The sequence below is a fragment of the Streptococcus pseudopneumoniae genome, from assembly GCF_001068775.1.
In the GTDB taxonomy this organism is placed as follows: Bacteria; Bacillota; Bacilli; order Lactobacillales; family Streptococcaceae; genus Streptococcus; species Streptococcus pseudopneumoniae_N.
In genome coordinates, this window is the sequence record NZ_JWAJ01000075.1 from 17,482 (window position 1) to 41,190 (window position 23,709).

At 41.2% G+C, this 23,709-nt stretch carries 18 protein-coding genes and 1 pseudogene; 6 read left to right on the plus strand and 13 right to left on the minus strand.

The features are described 5' to 3' along the window. Positions 1 to 27: 27 nt before the first annotated feature. Positions 28 to 792 carry a nucleoside phosphorylase gene (locus tag ADF68_RS02765; RefSeq protein ID WP_049548538.1) on the minus strand — a complete coding sequence of 255 codons (765 nt, stop codon included), beginning with the start codon at positions 790 to 792 and terminating at the stop codon, positions 28 to 30. A 188-nt stretch (positions 793 to 980) separates the two neighbouring features. Here ADF68_RS02765 and ADF68_RS02770 point away from each other — a divergent pair, with 188 nt between their 5' ends. The 3 genes from ADF68_RS02770 to ADF68_RS02780 all read left to right on the plus strand — a co-directional run bounded on the left by ADF68_RS02770 (position 981) and on the right by ADF68_RS02780 (position 2,382). Beyond that, positions 981 to 1,433, plus strand: coding sequence for a DUF3290 family protein (locus ADF68_RS02770; protein WP_049548539.1), 453 nt, complete (start codon positions 981 to 983; stop codon positions 1,431 to 1,433). Continuing rightward, complete coding sequence (locus ADF68_RS02775; RefSeq protein ID WP_006154046.1) at positions 1,430 to 2,062, plus strand: DUF421 domain-containing protein; 633 nt, start codon at positions 1,430 to 1,432, stop codon at positions 2,060 to 2,062. Before ADF68_RS02770 ends, ADF68_RS02775 begins: the two co-directional genes overlap by 4 nt. Before the next feature lie 116 nt (positions 2,063 to 2,178). Further along, entirely contained in the window at positions 2,179 to 2,382 is a 204-nt protein-coding gene (locus ADF68_RS02780) for a CsbD family protein (RefSeq protein ID WP_006153995.1), read from the plus strand. A gap of 162 nt (positions 2,383 to 2,544) precedes the next feature. On the opposite strand, the gene ADF68_RS02785 is transcribed toward ADF68_RS02780, so the two are convergent. From ADF68_RS02785 to ADF68_RS02800, 4 genes are all read right to left on the minus strand, one after another. After that, positions 2,545 to 3,168, minus strand: a complete 624-nt coding sequence (locus ADF68_RS02785; protein WP_049508119.1) for a TetR/AcrR family transcriptional regulator — start codon at positions 3,166 to 3,168, stop codon at positions 2,545 to 2,547. 39 nt (positions 3,169 to 3,207) lie between these two features. Continuing rightward, the gene (locus tag ADF68_RS02790; RefSeq protein ID WP_006154045.1) at positions 3,208 to 4,290 is read right to left on the minus strand and encodes an ABC transporter permease; all 1,083 of its coding nucleotides are present in this window, start codon (positions 4,288 to 4,290) and stop codon (positions 3,208 to 3,210) included. Between the two features lies 1 nt (position 4,291). Next, positions 4,292 to 5,008, minus strand: coding sequence for an ABC transporter ATP-binding protein (locus ADF68_RS02795; protein WP_021144116.1), 717 nt, complete (start codon positions 5,006 to 5,008; stop codon positions 4,292 to 4,294). A gap of 135 nt (positions 5,009 to 5,143) precedes the next feature. Then, on the minus strand, positions 5,144 to 6,370 hold the full coding sequence (locus tag ADF68_RS02800) for a carbohydrate-binding domain-containing protein (RefSeq protein ID WP_049548550.1): 1,227 nt from the start codon (positions 6,368 to 6,370) through the stop codon (positions 5,144 to 5,146). 207 nt (positions 6,371 to 6,577) lie between these two features. Between ADF68_RS02800 and ADF68_RS02805 the strand changes: the two are divergent. Further along, a pseudogene (locus tag ADF68_RS02805) lies at positions 6,578 to 7,354 on the plus strand (polyphosphate polymerase domain-containing protein). Then, positions 7,347 to 8,030, plus strand: coding sequence for a DUF4956 domain-containing protein (locus tag ADF68_RS02810; RefSeq protein WP_049548540.1), 684 nt, complete (start codon positions 7,347 to 7,349; stop codon positions 8,028 to 8,030). The pseudogene ADF68_RS02805 and the gene ADF68_RS02810 overlap by 8 nt, the downstream one beginning before the upstream one ends. Positions 8,031 to 8,167: 137 nt before the next feature. Here ADF68_RS02810 and ADF68_RS02815 read toward each other — a convergent pair whose 3' ends face one another. The 3 genes from ADF68_RS02815 to ADF68_RS02825 all read right to left on the minus strand — a co-directional run bounded on the left by ADF68_RS02815 (position 8,168) and on the right by ADF68_RS02825 (position 16,289). Continuing rightward, entirely contained in the window at positions 8,168 to 8,731 is a 564-nt protein-coding gene (locus ADF68_RS02815) for a sugar O-acetyltransferase (protein ID WP_007554540.1), read from the minus strand. A 251-nt stretch (positions 8,732 to 8,982) separates the two neighbouring features. Beyond that, on the minus strand, positions 8,983 to 12,645 hold the full coding sequence (gene rpoC, locus ADF68_RS02820; RefSeq protein WP_049548541.1) for a DNA-directed RNA polymerase subunit beta': 3,663 nt from the start codon (positions 12,643 to 12,645) through the stop codon (positions 8,983 to 8,985). A gap of 32 nt (positions 12,646 to 12,677) precedes the next feature. Beyond that, positions 12,678 to 16,289 (minus strand): DNA-directed RNA polymerase subunit beta, encoded by a 3,612-nt coding sequence (locus ADF68_RS02825; protein ID WP_049548542.1) that lies wholly within the window; start codon positions 16,287 to 16,289, stop codon positions 12,678 to 12,680. Positions 16,290 to 16,717: 428 nt separating this feature from the next. Between ADF68_RS02825 and ADF68_RS02830 the strand changes: the two genes are divergently transcribed. After that, positions 16,718 to 17,575 (plus strand): 5'-nucleotidase, lipoprotein e(P4) family, encoded by an 858-nt coding sequence (locus tag ADF68_RS02830; protein WP_049548543.1) that lies wholly within the window; start codon positions 16,718 to 16,720, stop codon positions 17,573 to 17,575. A gap of 143 nt (positions 17,576 to 17,718) precedes the next feature. Here the strand turns inward: ADF68_RS02830 and ADF68_RS02835 are convergent, their stop codons facing one another. The 5 genes from ADF68_RS02835 to nt5e form a co-directional block, all read right to left on the minus strand. Then, positions 17,719 to 19,221 (minus strand): zinc ABC transporter substrate-binding protein AdcA, encoded by a 1,503-nt coding sequence (locus ADF68_RS02835; protein WP_049548544.1) that lies wholly within the window; start codon positions 19,219 to 19,221, stop codon positions 17,719 to 17,721. A gap of 8 nt (positions 19,222 to 19,229) precedes the next feature. Next, positions 19,230 to 20,036 carry a metal ABC transporter permease gene (locus tag ADF68_RS02840; protein ID WP_049548545.1) on the minus strand — a complete coding sequence of 269 codons (807 nt, stop codon included), beginning with the start codon at positions 20,034 to 20,036 and terminating at the stop codon, positions 19,230 to 19,232. Continuing rightward, complete coding sequence (locus ADF68_RS02845) at positions 20,029 to 20,733, minus strand: metal ABC transporter ATP-binding protein (RefSeq protein ID WP_049548546.1); 705 nt, start codon at positions 20,731 to 20,733, stop codon at positions 20,029 to 20,031. Before ADF68_RS02845 ends, ADF68_RS02840 begins: the two co-directional genes overlap by 8 nt. Continuing rightward, the gene (gene adcR / locus ADF68_RS02850) at positions 20,733 to 21,173 is read right to left on the minus strand and encodes a zinc-dependent transcriptional regulator AdcR (protein WP_049548547.1); all 441 of its coding nucleotides are present in this window, start codon (positions 21,171 to 21,173) and stop codon (positions 20,733 to 20,735) included. The genes ADF68_RS02845 and adcR overlap by 1 nt, the downstream gene beginning before the upstream one ends. Positions 21,174 to 21,417: 244 nt before the next feature. After that, positions 21,418 to 23,592, minus strand: coding sequence for a cell surface ecto-5'-nucleotidase Nt5e (nt5e, locus tag ADF68_RS02855; RefSeq protein WP_049548551.1), 2,175 nt, complete (start codon positions 23,590 to 23,592; stop codon positions 21,418 to 21,420). Between the last annotated feature and the right edge of the window lie 117 nt (positions 23,593 to 23,709).

Genomic DNA, 23,709 nt, shown 5'->3' on the forward strand with positions numbered 1-23,709 from the left:
CATTGTACCACAAAAATCTGAGAATACTCACATATGACTAACAATCTCAAGGCAGAGACCTAGCGCCTTATCAAAAGCTTCTGCACCCCAATCGCGTTGGTCATAGTTATCAAGATCTGCCAAAGAATCTGCCGTAAACAACAACTCACCCCAAACTGCTCCGCGAAGCTGAGCTACTGCCGCAAGAGCTGCACACTCCATCTCTACAACAGCACAGCCTTCTTCCTTGCGATAGGCAACTTTTTCAGCTGTTTCCCGGTAAAATCCGTCTGTCGACCAAGTCATGACTTCTTCGTAAGGGACACCTAGTTGTTCCAAAACTTGCTCGATAGCAGAAACAACTTCTACATGCACATCCATATAACGAGAAGGTGGTGCATAATGGTAGCTGGCTCCTTCATCGCGTAGGGCTCGAACTGGAACTAGAAAGGCATTTTCTTCTATATTACTCAGCACCCCGCAGGTTCCCGTGGAAATGATTTTCTCCACACCGTAACCAATCAACCAGTCCATAAACTGGGCCGCAGGGGCAGAACCAACAGGAGCTTGGGCCAGACACACTTCCTCACCCTTGTAACTCATGACATAAACGGGGTAGGTCTTAGTGGCAGACACAAACTCCCCAACACACTCCGCCCCTACTTCCTGAGCAAAGCGGTCAATCTCCTCCTCCAAAAATGCATAAACACACTTCTTTGGTAACTGTAAATCCAAGCCTTCATGGTTGGGCATAATAACTGCCTGAGGATTGTCATCAAACTCTAAAATAGGAATAGCGTGTTTTTGAATCATAAAGTACCTCCTCTAAATTTTTACTATTGTATCAAATACAAAGGGAAAGTCAAGTTCTGGTCTAAGTTCAATAAATAAACCTACCTTAAGTAGGAAACAACAATTAAATGCTTTTTTCGTCATAATAAACTTGCTATAGCTTAGGAATTATCTTATAATAGATTTAATTTGAAAAAGGGAGAAATCTTATGAAATTCTATTCCTATGACTATGTGCTCAGTCAGATCAGTCAACAGAATTGGGCCATGATTATCGTATCAGCTTTACTGCTTATCGTGACTGGATTTTTTGCATTTAAAGCTTTCAAAGATAAAAAAGGGAGCAAGTTCCGTGAATTATCGCTCATTTCTATTTTGACCTTAATCGCATTCGTTTTGATAAGCATTACGAATCTTCAAAACAGTCAATCCAACGATAATCAATTCCGCTCTTCCCTAAACTTTATCGAAGTCGTTTCAAAAGAATTAGGTGTAGATAAAAAAGAGGTCTATGTCAACACATCAGCAGTGACTGATGGGGCGATTATTAAGGTTGGCAACAATTTTTATCGTGCCATTAGCGGGACTGACCAAGATAGCTATTTATTAGAAAAAATGGAACTCTATAAATCAGATGTTGAACTCGTGGAGGTTGAAAAATGATAAGCTTTTTTGCTACGATTGCAATTAAATTAGCCTTGGGGCTACTTTCTCTTGTTTTTGTTATTAACGTAACAGGTAAAGGAAATTTAGCACCAAGTTCTGCAGTAGATCAAATCCAGAACTTTGTTCTCGGGGGTATTATCGGTGGGGTTATCTACAATAGTTCTATCACCATCATCCAATACATTGTTATCCTCATTATTTGGACTATTCTCATTTTACTCCTCAAATGGTTGAATACCAATGTTTCCTTCATTAAACATCTGATTGACGGAAAACCTACGATTATCATTAAAAATGGAACATTAGATCCAGAAGCCTGTCGCTCAAAAGGTCTAGCTGCTGCTGATGTTGCTCTTAAATTGCGCGCTCAAGGAATCTTTCAATTAAAGGATGTCAAGAGAGCTGTGATTGAGCAAAACGGACAACTAATTGTCGTAAGAATGGGTGACGAAAATCCTAAGTACCCAGTCATCACAGACGGTGTTGTCCAAGTTGAAATCCTAGAAACCATTGGCAAATCCGAGGAGTGGCTAACTGAGAAATTGAAAGAAGAAGGTTTCGAAGAAGTCTCAAATATCTTTATCGCTGAATATGATAAAGGTCAATTGAATGTTGTAACCTATTAAAAAATAAACTGATGCTTTTCGTATCAGTTTTTTGCTTTTTAGCATAAAAGGGTATATACTTAAACCAATATCTGATGTAATTTAGATAATACAAAAAATTAACGGAGGTATCCCCCATGTCAATCGAAGAAAAATTCAACCAAGCTAAAGGTTCTGTTAAAGAAGGCTTTGGTAAACTAACTGGCGATACAAAAACTCAAACAGAAGGAGCTGCAGAAAAGGTAGCTTCAAAAGCTAAAGAAGTTGCTGAAGATGCAAAAGAAGCTGTCGAAGGTGCAGTATCTGGCGTAAAAAACATCTTTAAAAAAGACGGAGAATAATTCTTTCTCGTCCTAATAACATAAGAAACTCTTATTCCAAGCTGTTAATATGCTAGGGATAAGAGTTTTTTCTTTAAATTATTATGTTTTTTAATATTAGAAAATACTTCTTATGATGTGTTGCTCAACCTAAAGCAAAAAGAACTAATTCCTATACTCCTCCTATTTCCACAAACCACCTAAGATTTGTTTTTCCAATAAGCCTAAGTCCTCTTCTCTCATTTCGCCATTGACGCCAACGACATATAGTTGAGAGAAGTAAGCTAACAATGGACCTATACAGATGCGAACCATTTGAGGAATCGTTATCTCTGGATTTACACGTGGATCTGCTAGCAATTCCTTATGAAGCACTCGAAGTTTATCTTGAATAGCATTCCAGATAAAAATCTGTTCATTTTTTAGTTTTTTATTTGAAAAACTCTCTTGTAGAATGATTTTCATCAAGGCACGATTTTTTTTGAGATAGCTCATACGATTATGGACGAGATAACGAACCCTCTCTTCTGTCGTTTCAAAAGCTAAGAGTTCCTCAAAAAAACTACCGAGAATGCCTGGGACTACAGGATGTAAAATAGCCGTCAGTAAATCATCCTTCGTCTTAAAATACTTAAACAAAGTTGCCTGGCTTAGTCCAGCACGCTCAGCTATGTGAAGAGTTGAGGTCCCATGGTAACTCCTGGTTGATATGAGATCCACTGCTGCCTGCATGATTTTTTTCTTTCCTTGAGGGTAATTCGCTTCTTCTAAGTAATCTTCAAACGATTCAAAAACAGTCTTATCCATCCAATCTTCACACCTTTTTAGCATTATTTATGTTGATTTCTAAACTTTACGATAACGACGCAATCCAACAATATTGAGAATTGTTAAAATGATCAAGAAAATCATTAAAACACCAAGATTTGACAAAATATCACCAAGATTGTGTCCGTAAAGAATAATCTGGCTTATTGCATCACCAGAATAGGTTAATGGCAAAAATTTCCCCACAGTTGGAGCCCATTCTCCCATGGATGACAATGGAATAATTCCTGAGAAAAAAAGTTGGGGCATAATCACGAGAGGAATAAATTGCATCATTTGGAATTCTGATTTTGCTAGAGTAGACAAGAGAATTCCAAAAGCTAGTGCTACAAGAGCCAGTACCACATTAACTATTATAACATTTAAAATATTTCCTACAACTTCTACATCTAGTAGCCAAATTGCTGCTAAAACGACAACTGCCGTTTGAAAAATCGCAATAATACCGTAAGACAACATATAGCCATAGACGATTTCAGAACGTTTCACTGGGGTTGCTAACAAGCGATCCAAGGTTCCACTTGTTCGCTCTTTCAACAGTGCCATACCAGAAATCAAAAAGACAAAGAAGAAGACCACAAAGCCAATTAAAATTGGAATCATACGTGCAAAGAATCCAGTATTTTTATCTCCATATTGGTAAGATTCTTTGATTTCAGGCGCCTTTTCATCTAATTTCAATTGTGGAAGAGCTTGTTTGACACGAGATAATAACTGATCGGTGCCTTCATTGACGATACTTGTTCGTAACACTTGTCGTGTCATAGTTGTTTTAGAAGCATCCGTATTTGCGTAGTCGACCTGATACTCACCATCTTTATACGATATGACTGCATCTACTTTCTCGTCAGCTAGAGCTTTTTTAGCCTGATCTAAGTCTTGATAAGTCTCGACGTCCACATGATCGAGCTCATCCATTTTTGTTACCAAACCAGTTGGTAGATCTTGTGTCGCTAACTTGACATTCACGGTTGTACTAGCTGAAAACATGAGGTTCATCAGCCACATAATAAATACCGGCGCTACAAACATCATAGCCAAGGTTCGTTTGTCACGAAGCAATTCTTTGATAACTTTTTTAGCAATAGCAATGGTTCTCATCTTACTCTCCTTCTGCTTTCAAAAAGACTTCTTCAATACTTGAAACTTGATAACTATCTTTTAAGTGTTGCGGTGTATCAAAAGCAATGATTTTTCCACCTAATAATAAGCCGACCTTATCCGTTAACTCTGCTTCATCCATAACATGGGTAGTAACTAATATCCCTACCCCATTGTCTCTAAGCGCGAATAATTCTTTCCAGATTTTCTTTCGAAGAGAAGGGTCGATTCCAACTGTCGGTTCGTCCAAAATCAAGAGCTGAGGATTCCCCAGAAGCGCGACGGCTAAAGACAAGCGTCGCTTCATTCCTCCAGAATAACCGGATACCGTTTTATTCAAATGCTCTGTCAGATCCACAACTTGAGCCACATGGGCAATTTCAGCTGTCAGATCTCTTTTGGATAGCCCTTTTAGCTGACCAAAAAATTCTAGATTTTCTTGACCTGACAAGGCCTCATAAAGAGCATCAGACTGAGCCATATAGCCAATATCACCTAAAATATGACGATTTGGCATAGTATGGTCCAAGACTAAAGCGATACCGCTATCCGCCTTTTCCATTCCTAGCATGGTTTTAATCATAGTTGATTTACCAGCACCTGATGGACCGATTAGACCAATGATTTCTCCAGGCTGTAAATCAAAACCAACGTGATCTAAGACCATTTGACGACCAAAAGATTTTTCTAAATCTTTTAAATGTAACAATTTTTTCATTTGAATCCTCCTAGGTGAGTATTTACTCACTTTTGAAATATAAAACTATTATAGTGAGTATCCACTCACTTGTCAAGTTGAAAGTTGATAGTTGAAAAAAATCTCCCTTCTCTTTCGAGAAAGGAGATTTTTATTTTATGGTCGTCCACCAGGGCCTCCATTTCCTTGAGGGCCACCGCCAGGTGCCCCTCCGCCTCCAGGCATAGAACTGACAATCTCAGTTTGTTTTTCACCATTGAGATAGATATCTCCGCCTGTGTAGGTCGCTGTTCCATCAAAGTCAAAACCAGTTTGACCAGTCATTTTGATGGTTCCTCCATTAACTGTAATATTACCATTTGAGTCAATTGGATCCGTGTCCCCTTGACCAACTTCAACCGTCAAGTTCCCACCATTCATAGTGAAGAAAATTTCACTTTGTTGAGCATTTTTGTTGGCTGCATTGACACCATCATCCGTTGAATAGATGGCGATATCTCCACCGTTGATAGTAATTGACTTACCTTCAAGCCCTTCTGTAGAATTCTTAACGGTATAGGTACCACTATCAATAACCAAATCACCTGATGCGTGGATACCATCATCTCCAGCAGTAACAGTGATGGTATTGTCAGAGAGATACATGGTTCCTACAGATGTGTCCTCATCATTGTCGACCTTAACTCCGTCTTCCTTGGCATCGATAGTCATAGTTGTGCCGGTAATGTTGAGTTCATCATTAACATTAAAGGCATCCCCGACTGCTGTGATGTTGTAGCTTCCACCTGTGATGTGAAGTGTATCATTTGCCTTGATACCATTGTTTTTCTTACCATCTACATTGAGAGTTCCTTTACCGTTGATGGTCAAGTCCACTTTAGAGAAGAGCGCTGCATCCGCTTTTTCGTCACTATTAGTTGCTGAATCTGATAGGCTATTAGTTGTGCCATCTGCTAGAGTTAGGTAAACATGACCGGCTGATGTTGCAGATATAGCAGCATTGGTATTGGTCATGGTCACACCCTTTAGAACAATATGTACATCATCAGAACTTCCAGCTTCGATCTTGATTTGAACGCCATCGGATTGACCAGAAATCACATAGGTACCTGACTTAGAGATTGTAACGGTAGATCCTGATACGGCCACTCCGTCACCTGATACCGTCGCCGTTGATCCTGACAAAGTTACAGTTGCAGCTGTTTTTTCATCATAAGAAGTATCATAGTCCTTATCTGTAAAGTAACTAGATGTTTTCTTATTGGTAGTTACTGTTGTCGTCGCTGCACTATTGCTTGTGCTTGTAGTTGACTGGGTACATGCTGTTACCAGTGCTAGAGTTGTTATACTTGTTAATAGGAATGTCCATTTTTTTGCTTTCATGCCCGTTTCCTCGTCTTTCATTTTACATGCTCTTAGTCTACGGATCTTTCCTAAAAGAAGCCTAAACTTTTTCTGAAAGTTTTCTTAAGTTTAGTTTCAATTAAGTTAAATTTAACAAAAGTTTTAGATAAACTCTTTAAAATCCTATCCAAACAAGTTCATCCTTGTTTAAAAATAGTATAACCTAAGATTAGAGGAGAAGGAATTATGAAACCAATCGAAACAAGGTTCAAACGGATTGAAACCAAATATATTGTCTCCAAAGAAATTTTAGATAAACTCATCCAAGATTTAAAGGAATATTCGGTAGAAGACGACTATCCAATTTCAACTATTTCAAATATCTACTTTGATACGGAAGACTTTGATGTCCTACTAGATGATGATTTTGGAGCTAAACGAAAAGAAAAGGTTCGGATGCGGACCTATCTCAGCCAACCCAAAGCAGATAGTCAAGTATTTTTAGAAATCAAAACTAAGGACCAAGAAGGAGTTGGTCGCAAATTTAGACTACTCTCAACTCCTATTTCTATCCTTAATTTTATGACCAAAGGGCACTTGGATGCTAGTATTACTGATACAGTCGTCATTGAAAAAGTGAAAAAGCTTCACCAAGATTACAAGCAGGCTATCAAGCCTCGTATGTACATCTACTACGATCGTTATTCATTAAAAGAAAAAAAATACATCGAGGGCTACGACTATCATAAAATTCGTATCACCATTGACCAAAATCTAATCTATAGAGATGAAAATGTCAGTCTCTTCGCAGGAAATCAAGGGGCTCCTCTATTAGATGACAATACTGTGATTATGGAGATTAAAGCTCCTGGAAACAAACCTCAGTGGTTATAAGACATTCTAGACAAGTATGGTTTGATGGAGCACAAATTTTCAAAATACAGTTGTGCTTACCACAAATCTCATGGCCTTCCTTATGCACCACGTCCCAGTATAGAAAGCGCAGGTACCGCTTATGCTTAATCTATTTAATTCCATTTTCAACAACGCCACTGCAAGTGCAGACCCCTTCCAACTACTGCTGGCACTTCTAGTCAGTCTAGTCCTCGGTTTGGCACTTACTTGGACCTACAAATATCGGACCCTCTACACCAGAGAATTTGCTATCAGCTTGACTCTGCTTCCCTGCCTTATGACCTTGGTTATTTTTCTGGTCAATGGGAGCTTGGGAACTTCAATTGCCGTAGCCGGAACCTTTAGTTTGATTCGTTTCCGTTCTGCAACGAGTGGTTCAAGAGAACTGATTGCGATTTTCCTTGCCATGATTATCGGTTTGGCTTGTGGAACAGGCTATCTCTTCCTGGCTATTCTCTTCACCCTCTTTATCTTGGGTGTTTGGTTCCTTTTGGAAAATCAACAGGTAAAAACTGACAATCAACGCCGTAGACTTTTAACAATCACGGTAACTAATCAAGAGAAGATTCAAGATGCTATCCAATCTGCTCTTGACCAATTCTGCTCAGAAATTGACATGATTACGATCAATAGCACAAATGCAGGGGACAACCTTAGCATTGTCTATGAAGTCGAGCTAAAAACAGAGGTCGATGATTTCCAAGTGACTAGCTATCTTACACAAAATATTGATCAATGCGATGTGGCATTGACTAAAAAAGCTAAAAAGAGAAAAAATCTCTAAAGACGAAAAACGAGGCTGGGATAAAAATTCCGACCTCGTTTTTTGCTAGCAATAAGTTTTTGATACTGAGACTGGTTAGGCTTTTCGATTTCAAAGAGCTCTTTTGAAAAAGACTTCACTTTCTCTTTCTACAACCTTTAATTTCCTTTAACTGGAATCTCTTTGATAACTCGTGCTGGATTTCCTGCTAGAACTACGTTGTCACCAAAGGATTTGGTAATAACCGCTCCTGCTCCTGCAACGACATTATCCCCTAAAGTAACACCCGGTAGGACAATGACACCACCACCTGCCCAAAAGTTCTTACCAATCGTGATGGGTTTGCCAAATTCTAGTCCCGAGTTTCGTTCGTCGGGGTCCAGTGGGTGAAGGGGTGTTAAAAATTGACAGTTGGGACCAATCATGGCATTGTCACCGATGGTTATAGGACAAACATCTAGCATAGTTAAATTCCAATTGGAATAGAAATTTTCTCCCAGATGAATATTGACCCCGTAATCTACCATCAAGCGAGTGTTGATGTAGAGATTTTCACCAGTAGAACCAAACCATCCTTTGATGATTTCCATACCTTTTACTGGATCGACTTCTTCATTAAAAGCTGCTTGCTTTTGTCGCGCTGTTTGCGCTAAGGCACGGAGTTCTGGATCAAACGGGTGATAGGGTTCCCCCGCAATCATTTTTTGATATTCAGTTTTCATATTTTGACATCCTCGCTTATTTTAGATGATTGTAGCATAGTATTGTATCTCGAGCAAGTTAAAATAAGTCACTCTTTATGAATTGAAAATGTGAGTAGAACGCAAACCTAACATTAAATACAAAAAGCGAGCAAAGCTAGTTTTCTGACAATCAGAATTCTGCCTTGTTCGCTTTTTTATCTAGTGGATCCTTCTTAAGAATCTATAGTGAATGATTAATCTTTTCATCTCAGATCTTAAGTAACACCTACTTATTCGCTTACTTCAACAGTTTCAACGACTTCTTCTACAGTCGTATCTACTGAAGTTTCTTCTTGAGAAGATGCTAGGTAAGACTCTTCATTGATAGCATGTGGTTCAAGGTTACGGTAACGGGCCATACCAGTACCAGCTGGGATAATCTTACCGATGATAACATTTTCCTTAAGACCAAGGAGATGGTCTTTCTTACCACGGATAGCTGCATCTGTAAGGACACGAGTTGTTTCCTGGAAGGAAGCCGCTGACAAGAAACTATTTGTTTCAAGTGAGGCTTTGGTGATTCCCATAAGGACTGGACGACCTGTTGCTGGAACTCCACCTGCGATAAGAACATCTTTGTTTGCATCTGTAAAATCGTTGATATCCATGAGAGTACCCATGAGAAGATCTGTGTCACCTGGATCCATGACACGGACTTTACGGATCATTTGACGAACCATTACCTCGATGTGTTTGTCACCAATTTCTACCCCTTGGCTACGGTAAACTTTTTGTACTTCACCGAGAAGATAAGTTTCAACTGACAAGACATCACGGACTGCAAGGAGACGTTTTGGTTGGATAGAACCTTCTGTAAGAGCAGCACCACGCGCTACTTGGTCTCCAACTTCAACACGCATACGAGCTGTAAATGGAACGACGTATTCACCTTCGCCAGTTTCACCCTTAACAAAGACTTTCTTGGTACGAGTTGATGCATCTTCTTCGATAGCGGTAACTTGTCCTTTAACCTCTGTAATAACTGCTTCCCCTTTAGGATTGCGGGCTTCAAAGATTTCTTGGACACGAGGAAGACCCTGAGTGATATCGGTATTTGAGGCAACCCCACCCGTGTGGAAGGTACGCATTGTAAGCTGTGTACCAGGTTCCCCGATAGATTGGGCAGCGATTGTACCGACTGCTTCACCAACTTCAACCGCATCACCAGTCGCCAAGTTGATACCATAACAGTGACGGCAGACACCGTGACGAGTGTTACATGTAAATACGGAACGGATAGTCACTTCTTCCACACCAGCATTGACAATTTCACGCGCCTTGTCTTCTGTAATCAACTCATTTGGACCAATGATCACTGCACCAGTTTCTGGATGTTTAACAGTTTTCTTAGTGTAACGACCATTGAGACGCTCTTCGAGAGACTCGATCATCTCTTTTCCTTCTGCGATAGAACGGATCAGGAGACCACGGTCTGTTCCACAGTCATCCTCACGGATGATAACGTCTTGGGCAACGTCAACCAAACGACGAGTCAAGTAACCTGAGTCGGCTGTCTTAAGGGCCGTATCGGTCATACCTTTACGGGCACCGTGAGTTGAGAAGAACATTTCGAGTACTGACAAACCTTCACGGAAGTTTGAAAGGATTGGCAATTCCATGATACGTCCGTTCGGAGCAGCCATCAGACCACGCATACCGGCAAGCTGTGAGAAGTTTGAGATGTTACCACGGGCTCCAGAGTCCATCATCATAACGATTGGGTTCTTAGGATCTTGGTTGGCAATCAAACGTTTCTCCAATTTTTCACGGGCAGCACGCCATTCAGCTGTAACAGCATTGTAACGCTCGTCGTCTGTAATCATACCACGACGGAATTGTTTGGTGATTTGTTCTACACGTTTGTGTGATTCTTCAATGATTTCAGCCTTATCTTCAACCACTGGAATGTCAGCGATCCCCACTGTCAATCCTGCAAGAGTTGAGTGGTGGTAACCAAGGTTCTTCATACGGTCAAGCAGGGCAGATGTTTCTGTCGTACGGAAACGTTTGAAGATTTCAGCGATGATATTTCCAAGGTTTTTCTTCTTGAATGGTGGGTTGAGTTCAAGGTTGCGAATAGCTTCCTTGATATCTCCACCTAGTGGCAAGAAGTACTTAGCTGGAACGCCTTCTGTTAAGTTAGCATTTGTAGGTTCTTGCAAGTAAGGCAGACCCTCTGGCATGATGTCGTTGAAGAGGATTTTACCAACTGTTGTCAGCAAGACCTTGTGTTTTTGCTCTTCAGTCCATGGTTTGTTGAGGCTGTCTGTTGCAATACCAACACGTGAGTGGAGGTGAACATAACCATTACGGTAAGCCATAACAGCTTCGTCACGGTCTTTGAAGACCATTCCTTCACCTTCACGACCAGCTTCTTCCATGGTCAAGTAATAGTTACCCAAAACCATGTCCTGAGATGGAGTAACAACTGGTTTACCATCTTTCGGGTTCAAGATATGCTCAGCAGCCAACATCAAGATACGAGCTTCTGCTTGAGCTTCTTCTGAAAGCGGTACGTGGATGGCCATTTGGTCCCCGTCAAAGTCGGCATTGTAGGCTTCACAGACAAGTGGGTGCAAGCGAAGGGCTTTACCGTCAATCAAGACAGGTTCAAAGGCTTGGATACCCAAACGGTGAAGGGTCGGTGCGCGGTTCAAAAGCACTGGGTGTTCCTTGATAACTTCTTCGAGGATATCCCAGATACGCTCATCTCCACGTTCCACCAAGCGTTTAGCGGCTTTAACGTTTTGCACGATATCACGCGCTACGATTTCACGCATGACAAATGGTTTAAAGAGCTCAATAGCCATTTCACGTGGCACACCACATTGGTACATCTTAAGCGTTGGACCAACGGCGATAACGGAACGCCCTGAGAAGTCAACACGTTTACCGAGCAAGTTTTGACGGAAGCGTCCTTGTTTACCTTTGAGCATGTGGCTCAATGATTTAAGAGGACGGCTACCTGGTCCTGTGATTGGACGACCACGACGACCATTGTCAATCAAAGCGTCAACCGCTTCTTGAAGCATACGCTTCTCATTTTGAACGATGATACCAGGTGCATTCAACTCAAGCAAACGAGCCAAACGGTTGTTACGGTTGATAACACGACGGTAAAGGTCGTTCAAGTCAGATGAGGCAAAACGGCCACCATCCAATTGCAACATTGGACGAAGATCTGGTGGAATAACTGGAAGGATGTTGAGAATCATCCATTCAGGTTTGTTTCCAGACTTGTAAAAGGCATCCAAAACATCCAAACGACGGATAGCTTTGACACGTTTTTGTCCAGTAGCTGTTTTCAACTCTTCTTTGAGTTCAGCAATTTCTTTTTCAAGATCTACTTGTTTCAAGAGGTCTTGGATAGCTTCGGCACCCATTTTAGCAACGAATGATCCGTAGCCATATTCACGCAAGCGCTCACGGTATTCACGCTCTGTCATGATTGATTTGTGCTCAAGTGGTGTATCCTTGGGATCAATCACCACATAAGCGGCAAAGTAGATAACTTCCTCAAGTGCACGAGGACTCATATCAAGGGTCAAGCCCATACGGCTTGGAATCCCCTTGAAATACCAGATATGAGATACAGGAGCTTTCAACTCGATGTGTCCCATACGTTCACGACGAACTTTTGTACGCGTTACTTCAACACCACAACGGTCACAAACAATCCCTCTGTAACGAATGCGTTTGTATTTTCCACAAGCACATTCCCAGTCTTTTGTAGGACCAAAGATGACTTCGTCAAATAGTCCTTCACGTTCTGGTTTCAACGTACGGTAATTGATTGTTTCAGGTTTTTTGACTTCTCCATAAGACCATGAACGGACTTTACTTGGAGAAGCTAGGGTGATTTGCATACTTTTAAAACGATTTACATCAACCACTATTTCTTCCCTTTCTATTCTAAGTGAACTGCTTATTCTTGTTCAGCAGCTTCTTCTGTTTCTTCCGCTTTTGCTTCTTTCTCAGCTTCTTCAGCTTCAAAGGCTGCTTTAGCCTCTTGGGCTGCTTTTTCGCGGGCTTTTTCAAGATCATCTACGTGGATGACATCTTCGTCCATTCCTTCATCCAAGTCACGAAGTTCCACTTCTTGGTCATCTTCGTCAAGGACACGCATGTCAAGACCAAGAGATTGCAATTCTTTCACAAGAACTCGGAAGGATTCTGGAACACCTGGTTTTGGAATTGGTTTTCCTTTTGTAATAGCCTCATAAGCTTTCAAACGTCCGTTAATATCGTCAGACTTGTAAGTCAAGATTTCTTGAAGGACATTTGATGCACCGTAGGCTTCAAGAGCCCAAACCTCCATCTCACCGAAACGTTGTCCACCAAACTGAGCTTTACCTCCGAGTGGTTGTTGGGTAACAGTTGAGTAAGGTCCGACTGAACGCGCGTGCAATTTATCGTCAACCATGTGGTGGAGTTTGATCATGTACATGACTCCGACAGAAACACGGTTATCGAACGGTTCCCCAGTACGGCCATCGTAAAGGATCGTTTTGGCATCACTATCCATACCAGCTTCTTTAACAGTTGACCAAAGATCTTCAGAACTTGCTCCGTCAAAGACTGGTGTTGCGATGTGAATACCAAGGGTACGAGCTGCCATACCAAGGTGGAGCTCCATAACCTGACCGATATTCATACGTGATGGCACCCCAAGTGGGTTCAACATGATGTCGACTGGAGTTCCGTCTGGAAGGTAAGGCATGTCTTCTACAGGAACGATACGAGAGACAACCCCTTTGTTTCCATGACGTCCGGCCATCTTATCTCCGACCTTGATCTTACGTTTTTGAGCGATGTAAACGCGAACCAGCATATTCACACCTGATTGTAATTCATCACCATTTGCACGTGTAAAGATCTTAACATCACGAACGACACCATCAGCTCCGTGTGGTACACGAAGAGAAGTGTCACGTACTTCACGAGATTTGTCTCCGAAGATAGCGTGCAAGAGTCGTTCTTCAGCTGAAAGGTCTTTCTCACCCTTAGGCGTTACTTTACCTACAAGGATATCCCCTTCTTTAACTTCAGCACCGATACGGATAATACCCATTTCGTCAAGATCTTTAAGGGCATCTTCACCAACGTTTGGAATTTCACGAGTGATTTCTTCAGGCCCAAGCTTTGTATCGCGTGTTTCTGATTCGTATTCTTCAAGGTGGACAGATGTATACACATCATCTTTAACCAAGCGTTCGCTCATGATAACGGCATCCTCGAAGTTGTAACCTTCCCAAGTCATGTAGGCAACGATTGGGTTTTGTCCAAGCGCCATTTCTCCATTTTCCATAGAAGGTCCGTCAGCGATGAAATCACCTTTTTCAACGATATCGCCAACTTTTACGAGAGTACGTTGGTTGTAGGCAGTACCTGAGTTTGAACGACGGAATTTTTGGATGTGGTAAACATCCAATGAACCATCTTCACGACGAACTTCTACCTTGTCAGCATCTGCATAGGTAACCTTACCACCATGTTGTGCAATAACTGCAGCTCCTGAATCGTGGGCTGCTTGGTATTCCATACCAGTACCAACGTAAGGTGCTTTGGGATCAATCAATGGTACAGCCTGACGTTGCATGTTGGCTCCCATAAGGGCACGGTTGGAGTCGTCGTTTTCCAAGAAAGGAATACATGCTGTCGCAACGGCAACTACCTGCTTAGGAGAAACGTCCATGTAATCAACGCTTGATGCTGGATATTCTTGGTTAACCCCTTGGTGACGTCCCATGACAACTTTTTCAGTAAAAGTGCCATCTGCGTTCAATTTAGAGTTAGCCTGCGCTACTGTGAACTCATCTTCTTCATCGGCTGTCAACCAGACGATTTCGTTGGTTACTTTGCCTGTTTCACGGTCAACCTTACGGTATGGTGTTTGAATGAAACCATACTTGTTGAGGTGTCCGTATGAAGACAAGTTGTTGATCAAACCGATGTTTGGTCCCTCAGGTGTTTCAATCGGACACATACGACCATAGTGAGTGTAGTGCACGTCACGCACTTCATATCCAGCGCGGTCACGTGTCAAACCACCAGGTCCTAAGGCAGACAAACGACGTTTGTGTGACAACTCAGAAAGCGGGTTGTGTTGGTCCATGAACTGTGACAATTGAGAAGAACCAAAGAATTCTTTGATTGCTGCAGTTACTGGACGGATATTGATAATTTGTTGTGGTGTTAGTACTTCGTTATCTTGAACAGACATACGTTCACGAACGTTACGTTCCATACGAGAAAGTCCTAGACGTACTTGGTTAGCAAGCAATTCACCAACCGCACGGATACGACGGTTCCCAAGATGGTCGATATCGTCCACACGACCAATACCTTCTGCTAAGTTTAGGAAGTAACTCATCTCAGCCAAGATATCTGCAGGTGTTACAATACGAACTTTATCATCTGGATTTGCATTACCGATGATTGTTACAACACGGTCTGGGTCAGTTGGTGCAACAACCTTGAATTTTTGAAGAACAACTGGCTCTGTTACTACAGCAGCATCATTTGGAATGTAGACAATCTTGTTCAAGTCGCCATCCAAATGACTTTCGATACTTTCAATAACGCTGCGAGTCATAACTGTCCCAGCTTCTACCAAGATTTCACCAGTTTCAGGATCTACCAATGGCTCTGCAATAGTTTGGTTGAGCAAACGTGTTTTAACATTGAGTTTTTTATTGATTTTGTAACGACCAACTGCTGCCAAGTCATAACGACGTGGGTCAAAGAAACGAGCCACTAGCAAGCTACGTGAGCTTTCAGCAGTCTTAGGCTCACCTGGACGAAGACGTTCGTAAATTTCTTTCAAGGCTTCGTCTGTACGAGAGTCCATTGGGTTCTTGTGGATATCTTTTTCAACAGTGTTGCGAACAAGGTCGCTGTCACCAAAGATATCAAAGATTTCGTCATCACCTGAGAAACCAAGCGCACGAACCAAGGTCGTAAATGGAATCTTACGAGTACGGTCGATACGAGTATAGGCGATGTCTTTTGAGTCGCTTTCAAGCTCTAACCAAGCTCCACGGTTAGGGATTACAGTTGAACCGTAGCCCACTTTACCATTTTTGTCTACCTTATCATTAAAGTAAACACCTGGAGAACGAACCAACTGTGATACGATGATACGCTCACCACCATTGATGATGAAGGTACCCATCTCAGTCATGATTGGGAAGTCACCAAAGAAGACTTCCTGTGTCTTGATTTCGCCAGTTTCTTTGTTAATCAAGCGGAAGGTTACAAAGATAGGTGCTGAGTAGCTAGCATCGTGGATACGAGCTTCTTCTAGCGTGTATTTTGGTTCCTTGATTTCATATCCAACAAATTCCAACTCCATTGTGTCTGTGAAGTTTGAAATCGGCAATACATCTTCAAATACTTCCTTCAGACCATGGTCTAGGAAATCTTTGAATGAATCAGTTTGAATTTCAATCAAATTTGGTAAGTCAAGAACTTCTTTGATTCTTGAAAAACTACGACGGGTACGATGTTTCCCGTATTGAACGTCATGTCCTGCCAAGATGATTCTCCTTTAAAATAAAGTTTCAAGCCTAGTCGTCTAGGCCTTTCTAATCGTCATATGGTTGTAAAACCCCTATCACCGTGTCCTCTTGATGAATTTTCAGAATCTTTAAGTCTTTGTTACAAATGTTCGAAATCCTGAAAAAAAGCACAAAAAGAGCAGCTAAATCTGACTTTTTCAGAAGATTTAACTGCTGTGAGCCTTGTCCGGACAATATTTCAGACAAAACCTACGACAAATGATTATTCATATTATACCCTATTTAGCTAGATTTTTCAAGGTCTTTTAAAGATTTTTCTCTTCCTTAAATCCGTTAATTATCAGCATCTTTCTTTGAAAAACTAAGTCCATATTTAGGAAAACGCTTGCCTTAACTATTTCCTCATGCTATACTGTTATTGAAATTAATAGACAGGAGACATTTTATGAAAACAGCTAAAACCACTGTTACAGTCGTTTCTGCACTTGCATCTGTCATCTTATTGACCAGTTGCGCTACAAAATCCACAGAAACACAAACATCCGCTAATAACTCATCTGACAATCAGATTACAATGACTTACGACCAGTTACGGTCTAGAGAAAATACCATGTCAACTCTCTGGTATCAAAAAGCAGCTGAAACAAAAGCTTTGTATCTACAAGGCTATAATGTTGCTACAGATCGTCTAAAGGAATTACTGAAAACAGAATCAGACAAGCCTTATTCGATTGTTTTGGACTTGGATGAAACAGTCTTAGACAACAGTCCTTACCAAGTTCAAAATGTCAAAGATGGAACAGCATTCACACCTGAAAATTGGGATGTTTGGGTCCAAAAAGCTGCAGCTAAAGCCGTCCCAGGTGCTAAAGATTTTCTTCAGTTTGCCGATCAAAATGGTGTCCAAATCTACTATATTTCTGACCGCTCAGTTGACCAAGTAGATGCTACCATTAAAAATCTAGAAAATGAAGGTATCCCTGTACAGGGACGTGACCATCTCATGTTCCTAGAGAGTGGTGTAAAATCTAAAGAAGGTCGTCGCCAAGCTGTTCAAGAAAAAACAAATCTTGTGTTACTATTTGGTGATAACCTTGTAGACTTTGCAGATTTTTCTAAAACTTCTGAAGCTGATCGTGACAAACAACTTGAAGAATTGCAAAAAGAATTTGGCGAAAAATTCATCATCTTCCCAAATCCAATGTATGGATCATGGGAAACAGCAGTTTACGGTGGTAACAAACTAGATGCCAAGGGACAAGTAGAAGAACGCGAAAAAACTTTACAAGGCTTTGACAAATAAAGTAAGCTTGAAACTGAATAAATTTATAAGCACATAAATAGGGACAATGGCTCTTTAACTTACAAAACTCAAAAAAAGCGGACAAGAGAGGATTCTGATAACCAGAAAACTTTCCTGTCCGCTTTTATCATGTGATTCGTATCTTAATGAGCCAACATTTCTTGGGCAATTTCTTGACCAGATAAGCCATCTGGATAATAGGTTGGCCAATTATCCATCTCTTCAAAGAGGGCTTCTTGGCTCGTGCCTCCAAAGAAGATATGGAAATGTCCAGTCTTAACTGGTGCGATATTATGGTCGCTAAACTGAACATACTTAAATTGTCCAGCGTTTTCATCTGTCGTTTCAAAGAGGTAGCGAACACCTCGATTGCCTTTCTTATAAGTCAAGATTTTCTTGCCAACATACTTGTAAGTATATTTCTTACTTTGGTCGCCTTGGATAAATTCCATGGTGTTATCCGTAATGTTAATCTTGGTCACATCTGTTTGATAACCTTTTTGATAGTAAGCTTTATACTCATCCTTGGTCATCTTGCCAGTCAATTTAGCCTTATAGTCAAAGACTTGATCAAGAGTACCATTTTCAAGGAAAGGATAAACAGACTGCCAGTTACCAGTATAGTCACTCAAGGTGCGATCCTTAACATCTGCATCCTCAAAGTAACCATTTTGAACTGTTTTAGTTTCCTCAGCTTTTTCTGGCTCAATTTCTGCCCCTGCCTGGTCAGTTGTTTGCTTGAGGGCCTTGAGATTTTTCTCCATGATAGAGATATAGTTCTCGCCGTCCTTCATATCCTCTTCGGTCAAGCTTTCCAGAGGATTCAGAACGTCTAACTTAACTCCTGTTTCTTTTGAAAGAGTATTAGCTAGAGCTTGTGAGGCATTTTCTTCAAAGTAGATATAAGAGATCTTGTTCTTCTTGATATATTCGGTCAATTCTGCCAAGCGGCTTGCTGAGGGTTCCGCATCTGGCGAAAGCCCAGAGATAGAGACTTGAGTGAGTCCGTAGTCCAAGGCAAGATAACGAAAGGCAGCGTGCTGAGTCACAAAACTCTTTTGTTTAGCGCTAGAAAGTCCTTCAATATAGGCCTTGTCCAGAGCTTGCAATTTCTCGATATAGGCAGCTGCATTTTGCTCAAAGGTTGTTTTTTTATCAGGATAGTCAGCTGATAAACTGTCACGAATGTGCTCTACAAGCTTAATGGCACGCGCAGGAGACAACCAGACGTGAGGATCATACTCGTGATGATGACCTTCTTCACCATGGTCATGGTCCTCCTCTTCTTCACTTCCTGGAAGAAGCAACATATCCCCAGTCGCCTTGATTGTTTTTACTTTTTTCGCATCTAGGGAATCTAACAATTTGGGAACCCAAGTTTCCATGTTTTCGTTCTCATACACAAAGGCGTCGGCGTCTTGGATTTTAGCGACTGCCTTAGGAGATGGTTCATAATCATGTGGTTCTGTCCCTGCCCCAATCAAGAGCTCGACATTGGCTGTATCGCCTGCTACTTGCTCGGTAAATTCGTAGACAGGGTAGAATGTTGTGACGATATTTAATTTCCCATTTGCCTGTTTTTGATTGGAACAAGCCACTAAGAATACCGTCACGAGACTTGCCAAAAGTAGGCCTAGTTTTTTCATTTTTTCTCCTATTTGATAAAACGTTTGAGTAAGCTGACTAACAAGAAGACAACTACAAAGATAAGGGTGATACTTGCACTCGGTGGTGTCTCTGCATAATAGGAAATATAAAGTCCTGCCACCATGCCTAGAAAACCAATAACGCTGGCAAGAATCATCACCGAACTAAAGTTCTTCCCTAAACGCAAAGCGATACTAGCTGGCAAGACCATGATAGTCGATACCAAAAGTGCTCCCGCTGCTGGGATCATGAGGGCAATAGCCACACCCGTTACCATGTTAAAGAGAATAGACATGGTACGCACTGGAAGACCATCTACAAAAGCTGTATCCTCATCAAAAGTTAGAATATACATGGGTCTTAAAAAGAGGAAGGTCAGGATTAAAACAACCGCCGCAATGACAAAGAGCCCAATGACCTGCTCTTGACTAATGGTCACGATAGAACCAAAAAGATACTGATCCAGACTCATCGAACTAGAACTCTTGCCCTTACTCATCACAATAAGTGAAACTGCAAGTCCTGTAGACATGAGAATGGCTGTCCCAATCTCCATAAAGCTCTTATAAACCGTACGCAAGTATTCAAGAAAGACCGCCGCAATCAAGACAATAGCAATAGTTGAGATGGTCGGAGAAATCCCCAAAACCAAGCCAAAGGCAACACCCGAAAGCGAGACGTGACTGAGAGTGTCGCTCATGAGACTTTGACGGCGCAAGATTAGAAAAGTTCCAAGAACTGGTGAAAAGAGACTCATGGCAATAACTGCCAAAAAGGCTCGCTGCATAAAATCATAAGACAGTAGATTAAGCATGGTCCACCTCCTGATCACTTTCATGGACGTTGAAGCAACGCCATGGCGAATCTTGGTCACGAACAAGGTGGATATTACGATCTGCGTAATCCTTGACTTCTTCAGGATCGTGAGTAATCATCAAAACAGCCTTGCCATGATGGTGGGCACTATGGTGCATGAGCTCATAAAATTCATTTTTGGTGCCAGCATCCATCCCTGTCGTTGGTTCATCCAAGATAAAGATATCTGGATCTGAAGCAAACATACGTGCAATGACCGCTCTTTGCTTTTGCCCACCAGAGAGAGAACCAATGCGTTTATCCCGATGTTCCCACATGCCAACTGAGTTTAAACTAGCCTTGATGTGTTCTTCATCATGGGCATTCAAACGACGGAACCAACCTTTTCTTGGGTAGCGACCTGATTTGACAAATTCATAAACGGTACTTGGAAAGCCTGCATTGAAACTAGCAATTTGCTGAGGAAGATAGGCAATTCTTAATTTTTTCCCATGAATATTTGTCTTTGAGATGGTTACTTTCCCAATTCTCGGTTGTAAAATACCTAGACTAGCTTTGATAAGAGTCGTCTTAGCTGCTCCATTTTCTCCTGTCAGTGTGACAAATTCCCCACTATCAACACTGTAATTGATATGCTCAAGAACAGGTTCCTTGTCATAATAGAAGGACAAATCCTCTACTGTGATGTATCTCATTACTTGATTTCTCCTACTAAAGCAGTTAAAAACCGCTGGATAATTTTTTGTTCGTTTGGTGTGAACTGAGTGGCAACCTGCTCATAAGTCGAGAGGGTATGCTCATGATGATGGTGGTGTTCCTCAGCAATTGGTCGTGCCAAGTCTGTCAATTGATAGAAGATAACGCGAGCATCCTTGGGATCCTTAGATGTCTCCAACATCCCCTCCTTGACCAAGGATTTGATAGCCTTGGTAACGGCAGCTTGACTGACATTGAGACGACGCGCTAACTCAGAGTTGGTTAGCGACTCCTCTGATAAAAGCATGAGAATATGCTCCTGGGTATTGGTCAAGGCTACATCACTGGTACAATGACCAATGAGAATTTCATGCTGATTTTCCGCCTTTAAAATAATCTCGTTTAAAAATTGATCGATATCTTTTGCCAACTGTCTCATGATTTGCTCCTTTCTTAGAACGGAATTTCTATAAATACAAGGTTTTCATACTCTTCAAAAATCAAATTCAAACCACGTCAGCTTCGTCTTGGCGTACTCAAGTACAGCCCGCGTCTCGCTTCCTAGTTTGCTCTTTGATTTTTATTGAGTATCACACCATTCCTTTACTAGTTAAGTATATCACATCCAAGTAAGGAGTCAAGAAAAAAGATGAAAACACCTGAGATGTTTTCATCTTTTAGAATTATTTTTCTTGTTTGCGGCTAGTCCAGAGGGCTGTCGCTCCAAGAATCATACCCAATAGCATCATGAAAATAGATTGTTCACTACCTGTATTCGGAAGTAATTTTTCTGATACGACTGTCTTGTTGGCAAATTTATCTGCAACCTTATAATCAACTTTTACAGTTGATGTTTGAGCAGGAGTTGTTCCCTGATTTTTTCCTGATGGAGTTGTTTTTGTTGCTGAGTCCTTCTCAGTTTTAGCTGGAGTTGTCTCTTGAGTTTTTCCTGGCTTAGTTGCATCATTTCCTGAATTAGCCGGAGTTGTTCTCTGATTTTTTCCTGGTTGAGTAGGAATTATTGCTTGATCTTTTTCTGGTTTAGCTGGATCTTGCTCTTTACCTTGATCTTCAGGCAGTTTAAATGTTTTTGAATCCACAGAAATCGTGCGTGAATTTGGATTTACCTTTTCATACTGAGTCAAATCAGCTGTTTTAAGGTAATCTTCAAAGGCAGCATCCATTGAAGGGCCTTCTTCTCTGGCACCACCAAGCATGGTGTAACCGTCACCACCTGCTGCAAGGAAGTCATTGGTTGCTAGGTAGTAGATTTTCGCCAAATCTAGTTTTTCATAAAGACCAGTTGCACGATTCTTCACTTGAATAGCCAAGACGCGTTTACCTGCGACTAGGTTTGTATCGTAGTAGACCTTGGCTCCTGAAATCTGTAAGAATCCACCACTTGGTTCTAGCAATGGTTGACCATTTTCATCCAAGACAGTTTTTCCTGCCTTATCAACCTGCAAGATAGAGCCGAGTGATTTTTCAAACATATCCAGAACTTGCTGACCAGTTACTTGAATTTGTGAGATTGTGTTTCCAAATGGCAAGACTGCAATGACATTTCCTTTTGTAATTGGTTTATCCTTGGCAATTGTTTCACGCAAGCCTCCACCATTTGTCACAGCAATATCTGTTGGATGACTAAATCCTGTTTGACCATACTGGTAGAGAGAATCTGCGACGACATTTCCAAGGTTAGTTTCACGGACACGAACATTTTCACGGACACCGTTCAATTCAACTGGGCTATTTGAAACAACTTCTACAGCATTTTCAGCATCATATTTTTCTTTGATTTCTTTGACCATGGCTGCAATCTTTGGATTGGCTTCTAATTTCTTAGCATCTGCAGCAGGTACCTGGCTTGGATTTCCCAATAATTGTCGAGATTTGTAAGTGATTTTTCCGACATTATGGAGATAGCTTCCTGTCTGGTTGTAGGTCACATTGTTCCCATAGGTAGTCGATTCTACTGTATGAGAGTGACCGTCAATCACTGTAACACGCTTACCTTTCAAAAGAGGATTTTTTGAAAGTGCTTCTGCAAGTGTTGAACCACGCCATTCTACAGGTGTTGTTGTATCGACTCCCAAGTGAGCGAGAACAACATAGTGTTTGTAGTCTTTGCCTTCTGCCAAGGCTTTAGCTTGAATTTCTTCGATAACCTTGTTAACCTCTGCAATAGGTTCTGTAAAGGTTACGCCTTTAACATTTTTAGGGTGGGTCTTAGTAGCTGTTTCAGGTGTTGTCACACCGATGACGACAAACTCATCACCTTCAACATTCTTGTTCTTATCAACAATTGTTGCTGCTTCAAATAGACGAGCTCTATTTACATAAGTATTTGAGCTAAGCAGTGGGAAGTTCAAGATTTCTTTGTATTTTTTAGCTTCGTCAAGTCCAAAGTCAAACTCATGATTTCCTACAGCCATAGCATCGTAGCCCATCTCATTTAGGATTTTGGCACGAGCTTCACCCTTTGTAGAGTTTGAAATAGGCAGACCTTGGAAGGCATCACCTGCATCCACTACTAGAGTCGTTTGGTTGCCCTTTTCTCGCTCCTTCTCAATAACTGTCGCAAGTTTGGCATCTCCGATTACTACTTTTTCTTCTACGATACGACCATGCACGTCATTGGTGTGCAAGATAACAGTATCTTGTTCTTCTTTTTGAGGTGTAGCTTCTTCAGCTGGCGTTGCTGGACTTGTAATAACCTCAGGAGTCGCTACTACTGGTGCTTCTGCAGCGCTCACAACTTCTGTAACTTCTGAAGAACTAGTATTTTCTTCAGCATAGACTTGTCCAGCTAAAAAGGCTGGAGCTAATAGGGCTGTCGATAGGACACGTTTATTCATTTTGAAATCCATTTCTTTTCTTTCTTTTGCCATTATACGCTATTTATCATGATTTTATAGTAGATTGAATTAAGATGTGAACAAAGAGATTAGGAAAGTCAACTTAATTTCTAGAAG

Excerpts from the sequence above, each read along its gene's own strand:
- ADF68_RS02835 (WP_049548544.1), bottom strand. The coding sequence starts at position 19,221 with ATGAAAAAACTAGGCCTACTTTTGGCAAGTCTCGTGACGGTATTCTTA.
- ADF68_RS02830 (WP_049548543.1), top strand. The coding sequence starts at position 16,718 with ATGAAAACAGCTAAAACCACTGTTACAGTCGTTTCTGCACTTGCATCT.
- ADF68_RS02785 (WP_049508119.1), bottom strand. The coding sequence starts at position 3,168 with ATGGATAAGACTGTTTTTGAATCGTTTGAAGATTACTTAGAAGAAGCG.
- ADF68_RS02775 (WP_006154046.1), top strand. The coding sequence starts at position 1,430 with ATGATAAGCTTTTTTGCTACGATTGCAATTAAATTAGCCTTGGGGCTA.
- ADF68_RS02795 (WP_021144116.1), bottom strand. The coding sequence starts at position 5,008 with ATGAAAAAATTGTTACATTTAAAAGATTTAGAAAAATCTTTTGGTCGT.
- ADF68_RS02765 (WP_049548538.1), bottom strand. The coding sequence starts at position 792 with ATGATTCAAAAACACGCTATTCCTATTTTAGAGTTTGATGACAATCCT.
- ADF68_RS02815 (WP_007554540.1), bottom strand. The coding sequence starts at position 8,731 with ATGAAAACTGAATATCAAAAAATGATTGCGGGGGAACCCTATCACCCG.
- ADF68_RS02845 (WP_049548546.1), bottom strand. The coding sequence starts at position 20,733 with ATGAGATACATCACAGTAGAGGATTTGTCCTTCTATTATGACAAGGAA.
- ADF68_RS02770 (WP_049548539.1), top strand. The coding sequence starts at position 981 with ATGAAATTCTATTCCTATGACTATGTGCTCAGTCAGATCAGTCAACAG.
- nt5e (WP_049548551.1), bottom strand. The coding sequence starts at position 23,592 with ATGAATAAACGTGTCCTATCGACAGCCCTATTAGCTCCAGCCTTTTTA.
- ADF68_RS02790 (WP_006154045.1), bottom strand. The coding sequence starts at position 4,290 with ATGAGAACCATTGCTATTGCTAAAAAAGTTATCAAAGAATTGCTTCGT.
- ADF68_RS02810 (WP_049548540.1), top strand. The coding sequence starts at position 7,347 with ATGCTTAATCTATTTAATTCCATTTTCAACAACGCCACTGCAAGTGCA.
- ADF68_RS02800 (WP_049548550.1), bottom strand. The coding sequence starts at position 6,370 with ATGAAAGCAAAAAAATGGACATTCCTATTAACAAGTATAACAACTCTA.
- ADF68_RS02840 (WP_049548545.1), bottom strand. The coding sequence starts at position 20,036 with ATGCTTAATCTACTGTCTTATGATTTTATGCAGCGAGCCTTTTTGGCA.
- adcR (WP_049548547.1), bottom strand. The coding sequence starts at position 21,173 with ATGAGACAGTTGGCAAAAGATATCGATCAATTTTTAAACGAGATTATT.
- ADF68_RS02780 (WP_006153995.1), top strand. The coding sequence starts at position 2,179 with ATGTCAATCGAAGAAAAATTCAACCAAGCTAAAGGTTCTGTTAAAGAA.